This is a genomic window from Epilithonimonas sp. (assembly GCF_032055105.1).
In the GTDB taxonomy this organism is placed as follows: Bacteria; Bacteroidota; Bacteroidia; order Flavobacteriales; family Weeksellaceae; genus Epilithonimonas.
This window is the reverse complement of record NZ_DAMBRK010000006.1, coordinates 68,054-80,075: the sequence shown is the minus strand read 5'-3', so window position 1 is coordinate 80,075 and position 12,022 is coordinate 68,054. Positions and strand designations below refer to the sequence as shown.

9 protein-coding genes and 1 tRNA gene are annotated in these 12,022 nt (G+C 35.7%); 2 read left to right on the top strand and 8 right to left on the bottom strand.

All coding sequences use genetic code 11. The features are described 5' to 3' along the window. The first annotated feature begins 42 nt into the window (after window positions 1-42). Window positions 43-726, top strand: a complete 684-nt coding sequence (locus RTY06_RS06735) for a Bax inhibitor-1 family protein (protein ID WP_312823751.1) — start codon at window positions 43-45, stop codon at window positions 724-726. Between the two features lie 150 nt (window positions 727-876). On the opposite strand, the gene RTY06_RS06730 is transcribed toward RTY06_RS06735, so the two are convergent. From RTY06_RS06730 to RTY06_RS06710, 5 genes are all read right to left on the bottom strand, one after another. Further along, window positions 877-1,341 carry a thioredoxin family protein gene (locus RTY06_RS06730; protein WP_312823750.1) on the bottom strand — a complete coding sequence of 155 codons (465 nt, stop codon included), beginning with the start codon at window positions 1,339-1,341 and terminating at the stop codon, window positions 877-879. Window position 1,342: 1 nt separating this feature from the next. Continuing rightward, a complete protein-coding gene (locus RTY06_RS06725; RefSeq protein ID WP_312823749.1) occupies window positions 1,343-3,424 on the bottom strand; it encodes a TonB-dependent receptor domain-containing protein in 2,082 nt (693 codons plus the stop codon). Window positions 3,425-3,670: 246 nt separating this feature from the next. After that, complete coding sequence (murC, locus tag RTY06_RS06720; RefSeq protein ID WP_312823747.1) at window positions 3,671-5,008, bottom strand: UDP-N-acetylmuramate--L-alanine ligase; 1,338 nt, start codon at window positions 5,006-5,008, stop codon at window positions 3,671-3,673. A 110-nt stretch (window positions 5,009-5,118) separates the two neighbouring features. Beyond that, entirely contained in the window at window positions 5,119-5,526 is a 408-nt protein-coding gene (locus RTY06_RS06715) for a hypothetical protein (protein ID WP_089769046.1), read from the bottom strand. Window positions 5,527-5,852: 326 nt separating this feature from the next. Further along, window positions 5,853-5,923 (bottom strand) — tRNA-Cys (locus tag RTY06_RS06710). Between the two features lie 313 nt (window positions 5,924-6,236). On the opposite strand from RTY06_RS06710, the gene ribB reads away from it, so the two are divergent. Beyond that, window positions 6,237-7,361 (top strand): 3,4-dihydroxy-2-butanone-4-phosphate synthase, encoded by a 1,125-nt coding sequence (ribB, locus tag RTY06_RS06705; RefSeq protein WP_312823745.1) that lies wholly within the window; start codon window positions 6,237-6,239, stop codon window positions 7,359-7,361. Between the two features lie 123 nt (window positions 7,362-7,484). Here ribB and RTY06_RS06700 read toward each other — a convergent pair whose 3' ends face one another. The 3 genes from RTY06_RS06700 to RTY06_RS06690 form a co-directional block, all read right to left on the bottom strand. Further along, window positions 7,485-9,419, bottom strand: a complete 1,935-nt coding sequence (locus tag RTY06_RS06700) for a M1 family aminopeptidase (RefSeq protein WP_312823743.1) — start codon at window positions 9,417-9,419, stop codon at window positions 7,485-7,487. A gap of 89 nt (window positions 9,420-9,508) precedes the next feature. Then, the gene (locus RTY06_RS06695; RefSeq protein ID WP_312823741.1) at window positions 9,509-10,390 is read right to left on the bottom strand and encodes an SDR family oxidoreductase; all 882 of its coding nucleotides are present in this window, start codon (window positions 10,388-10,390) and stop codon (window positions 9,509-9,511) included. Window positions 10,391-10,524: 134 nt separating this feature from the next. Continuing rightward, window positions 10,525-11,862: a dihydroorotase gene (locus RTY06_RS06690; RefSeq protein WP_312823739.1), complete on the bottom strand. Its 1,338-nt coding sequence runs from the start codon at window positions 11,860-11,862 to the stop codon at window positions 10,525-10,527. Between the last annotated feature and the right edge of the window lie 160 nt (window positions 11,863-12,022).

Below are 12,022 nucleotides of genomic sequence, written 5' to 3'. Positions count from 1 at the left end.
AATAGAAAATGTTATCTTTGAGAATAACTAATTTTACAACAAATGAATGATTCATTAATGGTTTCTCAGTTGTCAGAAATCGAAAAAGCAGAATTTTACAGAAAAACATATATGCACGTTGCGGTGGCAATCTTGGCTTTCGGAGCGGTGGAATATCTTTTATTGAAAACGATTCCTTTGGAAACGGTTTTATCGATGTTGACCGGAAAATATATTTGGTTAGCCGTGATTGGCGTTTTTTGGTTGGCATCTATGTTAGCTACTAAATTATCATTCTCGCTTTCCAGAAATACACAATATCTTGGTTTAGGATTATACGTTTTGATAGAAGCCGTGATTTTCCTTCCAATGTTGGGAATCGCAAGTGTGTACGCTCCACAAGTGATTACTCAAGCTGGTTTGGTAACGTTATTTATGTTCGCCGGATTAACAGCAACCGTGTTTTTTACCAACAAAGATTTTTCTTTTCTTAGAAATATCATCGTGATTGGCGGATTTGTTGCGTTGGGAATTATTATTGTAGGTGTGATTTTCGGTTTCAATCTTGGACTTTGGTTCTCTCTGGCAATGGTTGGATTAGCGAGTGCGAGTATTCTTTATGAGACTTACAACATCAAAAATATCTACAACAAGGAACAATATGTTGGCGCGGCGTTGCAGATGTTTGCATCGATAATGCTTTTGTTCTGGTATATTTTGAGAATTTTCTTAAGCAGAAGAGATTAAGTTTTAATCAATATCAATTATTATAGAAGTGTTCGGAATTATCTGGGCACTTTTTTATTATATTATTTTAACACAAAGTCTACAAAGGTTTTTATTTAATTATTGAAAATATTTTAGGTTTACAAAGGCGCTTTGCTTATAAAAGTGGTTTTATTTGTTTATCATTTCTAAAAGTTCCGAGGATTTTAAATAACCGTTATATTGAAAAATGATTTCGTTTTGAGGATTTAAAATGATTAGGCTTGGATAAGTTGTTTTTCCTTCTGTCAATGTTTCTGCCAACTCGTGGACTCCTGTATTGATTCCTGTTGGTTTGTAATGAAATGTTTTTCCTACGAAATTAATATCTCTTTTTTCTTCTGCATTGAAATTAATAAAATAGAAATTTTGGTTAACGGGTTCGGTAACTTTTTGATTTTTGAAAGTCGTATTCTCCATTGCTTTGCAGTAGTTGCACCAATCGGTTTTGATGAAAATTATGACATTTCGAAGTTCCGATTTTTGTAAATTTTCTAGTTCCTCAAACTGATGATTTTTAATCTGCGAAAAGCAAATTCCGGAAAGTAAAACACTTCCCAGAATTGCAAATCTAAATATGGTATTCAGAATTTTCACTTTAATTAAAATTAAATCGAATTCCTAAAAAACCTCTGATTCCTTGATTTGGTGCATAAACATAAGAAGTATCAAAAGGTAAAGGATTGTCCGATGTCGGTTCTCCAAAAGGGTCATTTGACCTTGAAATAATAAATGGATTTCCTTTGTTCGGGGTCCAATTGAGTAAGTTTTTTACACCAGCATAAATTTCAAATTTCTTGAAACCATCATAAGTGAATTGAATATTCTGAATGCTCCACCAAGGCGACGTCGGTTTTCGCGGGTCAAGTTCTCCCAACAAAGGCAAATGCATCGTACTGTAAATATTCCCCGTGTAATCAACTGATAAATTCAAAGGTTTTACTTTATAAGAAACCGTCCAAGTTCCTGTGAATTTTTCGGTCAACATTTGTTGTTCTGTGATTCCGTTTTCCGTCAACGTATTTTCCATTAAAGTTCCTCCGAGAATGAATTTCAAACCGTTGGTGAAAGTCAAATCTGCGTTCAGGCTGATACCTTTGCTCACGGCGTGTCCGTCTAAATTGTCATAAATGATTTTATTGGTATCTGTTTTGTAATCCGGAACAATCCTGTTGGTGAAATACGTGTAAAAAGCAGAAGCTTCCAATCCCATAAAACTTCCTGAATCAAAATAGATTTTTTTAACAAAATTCAAATTGGCATTGTAGGATTTTTCAGGTTTTAAATCATTAAGGATAATCACATCTCTCGCACCTGTCAAAGCCGCGTGGTCTTCCGTGAAAAGATTAACCACCCGAAAACCTGTTCCTGCATTGAATCTCAAAATATTATTATCATTTACAGACCATTTGTAAGCCAATCTAGGTGTGAAAATATTCCCGTGTATATTATTATGGTCATATCTGAAACCTAGCAAAAGTTTATGCTTCTCCGCCAACGTAATCTCATCCTGAATAAAAATCCCAGGAAGCCAAGTTTTTTCAGCTTCGAATTGTGTTGCTGGCGTGTTGTCATCATAATAAGTATATCGCAAAGCTGTTCCTGCCAACAAATCGTGATTACCTAGTTTCTTGTCCCAAGTCAGTTGTCCAAAAGCAATTTTCTGATTAGCAATGTAAGAGGTCATTCCGTAACGGCTGTCTTGGTCGTGATTAATCAATGAAAAAGCAAAGAACATTTTCTCACTCACAGGAAGTTGGTAATTCCCTAAAATCTCTGCTCGATTGGTGTTGATACTTTCGCCATAGATTTGGTCGCCTCCTCGGAAAGTTTTGTTCCAACGGATGTCGCCACCCCAACGGTCTTCGTACATATATCGCCCTGCAATTGTGAATAGACGATTTTCTTTTCTTTCAAAATTCCATTTTTGGAAAACGGAGATTCGGTTTTGTAAAGTGACGTCTGTGAAATTGTCGTGGTTATTATCAATTTTATTCTGAAAATTAAAGTAATTAATTCCCGTCAAAACACTCGCTTTTTTCCCTACATTGAATTTGAAACCTAAATCCACATTATATTCGCCCCAAGTTGTGGACATCAAATCTGCCGTTGCCAATGGTGCATTTTGAGGTTTTTTAGTAATAATATTAATGAGTCCGCCAACAGCCTCACTTCCGTAAAGTGATGAAGCCGGACCTTTTACAATTTCAATTCTTTCTACCAGAGAATTGGGGATTCCGGAAAGTCCGTAAACAGTTCCCAATGAACTCACGATGGGCATTCCGTCAATCAAAACCATTGTATAAGGTCCTTCCAAACCGTTGATGTGAATATCGCCCGTGTTACAAATATTACAATTGAGCTGAGGACGAACACCATTGATATTTTGTAAAGCGTCAAAAATACTTGGCGTTGGGTTTTTCCTGAAAAATTTTGGTGTATAAACTTCAACCGGAACAGGACTTTCCAATCGATTCACTTCTTTCATTGTTCCGGAAATAACGACTTCATCAATATTAGAAGTTTTAGATTGTTTTTCTTCAAAACTGATGCTGTCTGATTTTTTAACATTAATTGTGTCCACTTTTATTTCCTGAGATTTAATAAAAACAAAACCTGTCAAAAGGAAGATAAAAACGAATAAAGAAGACTTAACAATCATAAAAACAAATATTTTCATTGACAAATATATAAATGTTAGATTAATCTAACAAATAAATTAGCCGAAAATAAAATCCTCTCGATTTCTCAAAAGGATTGTTAGAGTATGGCTAAAATTAATAAAACCACATAGGCACAAAGAAAATTGATTATTTGTTTCAAAAAGGGAAAATAGTTACAACTCTATTTATTCTTTATTTCTAAAAATCTATGTGTCTATGTGGTTGCAAATTATTTCTGATAAATATTTGTATTGAATATTATTTTAAATCGTCAAGTCCAAACCTCCGAAATTACCGGAACTCATCATTACAAATGCGCCTTTGGTTTTATCAAGACTCTCCCAATATTTATGCAAATCTTCTGCATTGGTAAAGACTTTCAGATTTTCATTCTTGAATTTTTCTTTGATTAATTCTGGAGAAATCGGTTCCATCCTTTTAATCTTCAAAGCATCTTCCGAATAGAAAACAACCGCATTATCCAAACCGTCCATTGCGAGGTCATATTGTTCTAAGAAAACCGGATTGAGACTGGAATAAGTATGCAATTCTAAAAATCCAAAAGTTTCCGTCTTTGAAAATTGTTCTGCAAAAGCGGAAACAGTCGCTTTCACTTTACTTGGTGCGTGAGCAAAATCTTTGTAAAGCAAACCGCCGTCTTTCCTCTCCACTTTTTCCAATCTTTTGGAAGCACCTTTGAAACTCATAATCGCCTCATAGAATTCCTCTTCCATAATTCCCAGCTGAGAACAGATGAATCTTGCGCCTTCCATATTCAGAAGGTTATGTTTTCCGAAAACGGATAAAGGAATATCTCCCATATCGGTTTTCAAGTTTACAATTCCGTTTACGATTTCGTATTCCGGTGTTTTGTAAGGGATTTTTCTGAAATAATTTTCAGCACTTAAAACCACTTTTACAACCTCAGTATCTTCTTCGTTATAAACCAAAACTCCGCCCGGTTTTATACTTGCCACAAATTTTCTAAATTGCTCAACATAATCATCAAAGGTTTTAAAGACATTAATGTGGTCCCAAGCAATTCCAGAAATCAAAGCAATATTCGGTTGATAAAGTAGAAATTTTGAACGTAAATCAATTGGAGAAGACAGATATTCGTCGCCTTCAAGAATCATAAAATCATTATCATTCGTGATTTTCACCATACAATCAAAACCTTCCAATTGTGCGCCGACCATATAATCGATGTCTTTCTGATGGAAATTTAGAACGTGAAGAATCATTGATGTAATCGTCGTTTTTCCGTGAGAACCTCCAATTACCACTCTCGTTTTCTCTTTGGATTGTTCGTAAAGGAACTCAGGATAAGAATAGATTTTCAATCCCAATTCTTTCGCTCTTGCCAATTCCGGATTGTCTGCGTGTGCGTGCATCCCGAGAATTACCGCATCAATATCCGAAGTCAGTTTTTCGGGAAACCAACCTAACTCTGCAGGAAGAATTCCTTTTCTTTCTAATCTGGATTTTGAAGGTTCAAAAATAGCATCATCGGAACCAGTCACCTGATAGCCTTTATCTTTGAGAGCAATGGCAAGATTGTGCATCGCAGAACCGCCAATGGCAATGAAATGGGTTTTCAATTCAATATAATTTTACACAAAAGTAAGGAAAGATGTGAGATGTCAGAAGTTAGAAGCCAGATTTTTGGAAATAAAAAACCTGATTTTTTACAATCAGGTTCCGAGGATATTTATGATAAAGTGGTTTGGAGCTTGGGACGTTCGTATTCTATTTTCAGTTCTTCGCCTGTTAATGTAAAGTAGATATTCTGCAATTGGTGAAGATAACTACATTTGATATAGTTTCCGAAAAACAAAAAACCTTCTAAAATTTTATTAGAATTGAGATCAAAATCATATCGGCAATAGTTTGGAAGGTCGAATCTTATTCTGCTTTGAGAACGATAAGCCTCCTTAAACCCCAGTTTTGAAAACCATTCGGCAGTTAACGCAATTGGTTTTAGTTTTCTAGAATCAATAGCGGTTTCCGAATCAATTTTCACAAGGATTTCTTCATTAATATTTTCCATTCCGATAATTGGCACAATCGAGTCTTCATACATAAGCAGATTGTTGAGTCTAAGTTCTGTCGCTTCCATATTAATTGTGATTTATGAGTTGTGATGAGTGTAAAACTTACTTAACAAAACGTTTGCCAACTTGACACTAAATTAACATTAAAATAAAGTAATTATGGATCAAGCCCAATATTTCCGTCAAAGGTTTTGAACTTGTGATAATTTGATGAGAGTGAAAATATTTTATTGAATGATTAAGTATTTCTTACTCATAAAAATATACTTCTGTACTATATGTTCGAACGTGTGAAAAAAGGAAAATAAAAAGGTTTTATCAAATTATCGAGAAACACAGATAACAAAAAACCCTAAAACATTACTTATCAATGAATTAGGGTTTACCAGTGAGGTGCCTAGCGGATTCGAACCGCTGTAGATGGTGTTGCAGACCACTGCCTAGCCACTCGGCCAAAGCACCGTTTTGTTTGGTTTGCAAATTTAGTGTTTTTTTTTAGAATTCAAATTTTATCTGATTTTATTTTTCAAAAAAAGTAAATTAGAATTGTAAAAGCTTGATTTGATGACCAAATGCGTCATAGCCCTGATTGCAGTGGAAATCCTTTTTTGCGGAAAACTCATAATATTTGAAAACAAAACGTCTTGCAAAAAAGATTGTAGCGGAAAGCAGGTTCCCGGCTCCTGAAAATACATTTTCTGCATATTTTTAATTGATTATTACAATCTTTATTTAGGTTCTAAATAAGTATCTTTGCAAAAATTTTTTTGAAACAATGGATAATTTCCAACTTAATACAATAGAAGAAGCGCTAGAAGACCTTAAAAATGGTAAAATGGTCATCGTTGTAGATGATGAAGACCGTGAAAACGAAGGGGATCTTTTAGCAGCTGCTGAACTGACAACGCCTGAGATTGTCAATTTTATGGTAACGCACGCAAGAGGTTTAATTTGTATGCCTCTTACCGAGAAAAGATGTGACGAATTGGAACTTCACTCGATGGTGGCTAATTCTACCGATCCGAAAGAAACAGCTTTTACAATTTCTGTTGATCTTCTTGGAAAAGGTGCAACTACCGGAATCTCTGCAAGTGACCGTGCAAAAACTATCCAAGCAATAATGGATGAGGAAACAAAGCCTGGCGACTTGATGAGACCCGGACATATCTTCCCGCTTCGTGCAAGAGAAGGCGGTGTTCTGAAAAGAGCGGGACATACAGAAGCTGCAATTGATTTAACAAGATTAGCAGGGTTGAAAGAAGGTGGCGTGATATGCGAAATCCTAAATGAGGACGGAAGTATGTCTAGATTGCCTGACCTTCTAAAATTCGGAGAAAAACACGACTTGAAAGTGATTTCTATCGAAGATCTTATCAACTACAGAATGAGACAAGGTGATCTTGTGGAAAGAATCGAAGAGCGTGATATCAAAACGCATTATGGAGATTTTAAATTTTACGTTTTCGAAGAAAAACCGACGGAACAAATCCATTATGCCTTGACAAAGGGAACTTGGTCAGCAGACGAATCTGTGCTTGTGAGAGTTCAGTCAACGGGAACTTATTTTGATGTTTTCAGCAGATTATCGAATGGTGAACACCCATTGATGCAACAAATCACTGACCTCATCAATGCAGAAGGAAAAGGCGCTGTAGTTTTTATCAATAATGTTTCTAACAAAGAAAATACATTGAGTAGAATCAAACATTTCCTTAATTTCCAAGACGGAACTAGCGAACAACCAACGATCGCTCCTAACTTCCGTGATTATGGAATTGGAACTCAAATCTTGAAAGATCTTGGCATTAATAAATTTAAAGTCATTACTCAAAATCCTAATATCAAACCGATTCTTTCTGGTTACGATGTGGAAGTAACTGAGATGATTTGTTTGAAATAGACTTAAAGATAATAGACGGATAGATGAAAGATTATCTTATCTGTTGTTTAATAAACATAAAAAAACGCTCCAATAATCGGGAGCGTTTTTCTATTATCTATTAGTCTATTATCTTAAATAGTCTTAATTAGGCCAAGCATTATTCTTAGGATTGATATCTGGAACAATGGATTGCGGGTCCAATTTTACATTAGTCACTTCTTTTGTAGAATCGATTTGGAAAGTCCATTCTGTATTACGTTTCCAAACTTCAACCGGTAATTTCATCGTTTGAGTAGTTCCATCTTTAAAGGTTACAAGAACCGTTGTTGGCATTGGTAATTGTCCAATGTTTTCAACTGTGATTTGAGTTCCATTTTTGAAATCTCCATTCACAGGTTTTACGTTTTTCACCGCTTGGTCAACTTTCCATTTGTTCATAAACCAACCTCTCCAGAACCAGTTCAGCTCTTCACCGGAAACATTTTCCATTGTGTGGAAGAAATCCCAAGGCGTAGGATGTTTGAAAGCCCATCTGTGAACATAAGTTTTAAAAGCTTTATCAAATTTTTCAGGTCCAAGAATCGTTTCTCTCAAGATTCCCAATCCAACTCCCGGTTTGAAATAAGCCAAAACTCCAATACTTCTTTCCTTCATATTGTCCGGACCAACCATTATTTGCTCAAAATTATCACTCTGAACAAATGGTCCAATTTTGCCAATATCTTGTTTTTTGTAATACTCACCTTTGTTGAAAGCTTCCGTCGAAAGTTCATTAATAAATGTATTAAAACCTTCGTCCATCCAAGCAAAAACTCTTTCATTAGAACCAACAATCATTGGGAACCAAGTGTGTCCGAATTCGTGGTCAGTCACCCCCCAAAGACTTTCTCCTTTAGAATTTCTGTGGCAGAAAACAATTCCAGGATATTCCATTCCACCTTCATTTCCGGCAACATTGGTTGCAGCAGGATAAGGATATTCGAACCATTTTCCTGAGTAATGTTCGATGGAGGCTTTTGTATATTCAGTTGAGCGCCCCCAAGCTTTGTCACCTGCACTTTCCACAGGGTAAGCGGAGATTGCTAAAGATTTTTTACCACTTGGAAGATTGATTCTCGCTGCGTCAATAATGAAAGCTGCCGAAGAAGCCCAAGCAAAATCTCTCGCTTTTTCAATTTTAAATTTCCAAGTTTTTGTACCTGAATTATTTCCTTTACCTAATTCAGATTCCGGATGAATCATCACTGTTTTTTCACTGCTTCTTGCAGAGTTCCAACGGTTGATTTCTTCTTTAGAATAAACTTCTTTCTCGTTTAATAATTCCCCTGAAGCCACAACGTAATGATTAGCCGGAACAGTAATATTAGCTGATAAAGTTCCGTATTCTAAATAAAATTCTGAAGCTCCAAGATAAGGAAGTGTATTCCATCCCATTACATCATCATACACACACATTCTCGGATACCATTGCGCCAATGTAAAGATTTTCCCATTCTTGGTATCTTCAACTCCCATTCTGTCAGAACCATATTTTGGAGATAAGAAAGAATATTCAATTTTCAATTTTGCAACACCTCCGTTAGCTTTCAAATCATTTGGAAGGTCAATCTGCATTCTTGTATCGGTAACAGTATATTTTACATCTTTCCCGTCATATTTTACAGATTTGATTTTATAACCACCGTCAAAAGTTTCTCCGTGAGCTCCATTTCTGCTTCCGGATAATGGAACAACTGCATTACCTCTGGAATCCTTAGCAAAAAGATTTTGGTCGAGTTGAAGCCAAAGAAAACTCAACTGGTCAGGACTGTTATTCGTGTAAGTAATTTCTGCTGAACCTGTCAATTCATTGTTTGCTTCATTAAGGCTGACATTCAATTGATAATCTGCCGAATTCTGCCAATATTTGTGTCCTGGTTGTCCGCTTGCAGAACGGGTTTCGGTTCCGGTTTGCGGATAGAAAAACGGTTTAAAGGCTTCTGTGTAATCATACTTTGGAGATTCCTGCGCGTATGAATTGCCTACAAAAGCAAATATCGCAATAGCAGAAATCAAATTAGGGAATTTCAATTTCATTAGGTAAAAAGATTTATAACATTTAAAAATAGGTAAAAAAAATCTCAAATTTGTTACAAACTTGAGACTAATTATTGTTTATTTTTAAATCAATTCGATTTCTTTGCCTTAATCATTGCTTCCAACATATCCCACATTTCCTGAGGAATATCTTCCAGCATATTGAATTCGCCAGCGCCTTGAAGCCACTCTCCACCATCAATAGTTACGACTTCGCCATTCATATAAGCTGAATAATCAGAAACCAAATAAGCTGCAAGATTCGCTAATTCCTGGTGTTCTCCTACTCTTCTCAACGGTACTTTTTTTCTCATATCAAATTTCTCCTGCAAATCCCCCGGTAGTAATCTGTCCCAAGCTCCTTTTGTTGGAAATGGTCCCGGCGCAATGGCGTTGAAACGGATTCCGTATTTTGCCCATTCTACAGCCAAACTTCTTGTCATTGCCAAAACACCCGCTTTTGCACAAGCCGATGGAACAACATAAGCAGAACCTGTCCAAGCATAAGTCGTTACGATATTGAGAACTGTTCCTTGAACTTTATTATCAATCCAATATTTACCAATGGACAATGTACAGTTTTTAGTTCCCTTCAAAACAATATCTAAGATTGAATCAAAAGCAGAATGCGTCAATCTTTCGGTTGGTGAAATAAAATTTCCTGCCGCATTATTCAAAAGAATGTCAATTCTCCCGAATTCTTTCAAAGCCGCTTCTTTCATCGCTTCCACTTCTTCCCAATTTCGCACATCGCAAGCAACGCAAAGTACTTTTCCACCAGTTTCATCTTCTAATTCTTTAGCCGTTCCCTGAAGTTTTTCCAAGTTTCTGGAAGTGATAACGACTTTTGCTCCCAACTGGAGAAAATATCTGGTCATTGCCTTTCCAAGACCACTTCCACCACCCGTAACGATAGCGACTTTATCTTTTAGTGCGTCTTCACGCAACATTGGTTGTGTATATAAATTCATAATTAAATTTTATGGATTTGTGCTTGTGGTAAATTTAGATTTTTTTTTGTGTTGAGGATTAACAAAAGTTATGCGAGAAATACGAACACATTATTTTAAAATAAAAAGCGAATCGAAGTCCGCTTTCTTATCATTTATTCTTCCACTTCAAAAAGCAAACGCTCTCCGAATTTTTCTTCATTGATTTTTCCGTTTTCGTAAACCAAATTTCCGTTGACAAAAGTATGAGTGACTTTTGAATGAAATTCAGTTCCTTCGAGCGGACTCCAACCACATTTGTAAAGGATATTTTCTTTTTCAACTGTCCAGTTTTGATTTAAATCAACCAAAACCAAATCAGCTTTATAACCTTCTCTAATGAAGCCTCTTTTTTCAATTCTGAACAAAATCGCAGGATTGTGAGCCATTTTTTCAACGATTCTTTCCAATGAAATTTTCCCGTTTTTAAAGTTCTCCAACATCACTACCAAAGAATGCTGTACCAAAGGTGCTCCAGAAGGACATTTTGTGTAAACATTTTGTTTTTCCTCCCAAGTATGTGGTGCGTGGTCGGTCGCAATCACATCGATTCTGTCATCCAACAACGCTTCCCAAAGTCCGTCTTTGTCTTTTTGCGTTTTTACGGCTGGATTCCATTTGATTAATCCGCTTTTTGTTTCGTAATCTTCATTTGTAAATGTCAAATGATGAACACAAACTTCCGCCGTTATTTTTTTGTCTTTTAAAGGAATGTCATTTCTGAAAAGCTCCGTTTCAATTGCCGTCGACAAATGGAAAACGTGAAGTCTCGCTCCTGTTTTCTTTGCTAATTCAATGGCTTTTGAGGAAGATTTATAACAAGCTTCTTCGCTTCTTATTAAATGATGGAATTTCACCGGAATATCTTCGCCATATTCATCCAGATATTTTTGGGTATTGGCTCTGATTGTAGCTTCATCTTCGCAATGAACGGCAATTAACATTTTGGTATTACTGAAAATATTTTCCAAAGTTTCTGGATTATCAACCAGCATATTTCCTGTTGATGAACCTAAAAACAGTTTAATTCCGGGAACATTTCTTGGGTTTGTTTTTAAAACTTCTTCAAGATTATCATTGGTTCCACCCATCATAAAACCGTAATTGGCAAATGATTTTTTGGAAGCGATTTCATATTTATCAGCCAACAATTCCTGAGTTACTGCATTTGGAACTGTGTTTGGCTGTTCAATAAAACTTGTCGTTCCACCCGCGATTGCAGAACGGGATTCAGATTCGATGTCGCCTTTATGAGTTAAACCTGGTTCGCGAAAATGAACCTGATCATCAATCACTCCTGGCAAAAGATATTTTCCGGAAGCATCTATAATCTGGTCTGCTTCTTCGGAAATATTGGATTGAATTTTAGAAATCAAATCGTTTTCGATGAGAATATCGCTTTGGATAATCTTTCCTTCATTGACGATTTGGGCATTTTTTATTAGGATTTTCATTTTACTTTTTTAGATAGAAACAAAATTAAGTTTTTGAATCGATAAAATTAAACCACGTAGGCACATAGATTAAAAAGTTTCAAATTCTATTTTTTCTAATTCTATTTTTTCTAATTAAAATTTAAAATATTTCTATGTATCTATGTGGTTGAGATTAATA

What these genes read in the sequence shown, in the direction of transcription:
- RTY06_RS06735 (WP_312823751.1), top strand. Translation starts at nt 43, where the DNA reads ATGAATGATTCATTAATGGTTTCTCAGTTGTCAGAAATCGAAAAAGCA.
- RTY06_RS06725 (WP_312823749.1), bottom strand. Translation starts at nt 3,424, where the DNA reads ATGAAAATATTTGTTTTTATGATTGTTAAGTCTTCTTTATTCGTTTTT.
- RTY06_RS06715 (WP_089769046.1), bottom strand. Translation starts at nt 5,526, where the DNA reads ATGGAAGCGACAGAACTTAGACTCAACAATCTGCTTATGTATGAAGAC.
- ribB (WP_312823745.1), top strand. Translation starts at nt 6,237, where the DNA reads ATGGATAATTTCCAACTTAATACAATAGAAGAAGCGCTAGAAGACCTT.
- RTY06_RS06700 (WP_312823743.1), bottom strand. Translation starts at nt 9,419, where the DNA reads ATGAAATTGAAATTCCCTAATTTGATTTCTGCTATTGCGATATTTGCT.
- RTY06_RS06695 (WP_312823741.1), bottom strand. Translation starts at nt 10,390, where the DNA reads ATGAATTTATATACACAACCAATGTTGCGTGAAGACGCACTAAAAGAT.
- RTY06_RS06690 (WP_312823739.1), bottom strand. Translation starts at nt 11,862, where the DNA reads ATGAAAATCCTAATAAAAAATGCCCAAATCGTCAATGAAGGAAAGATT.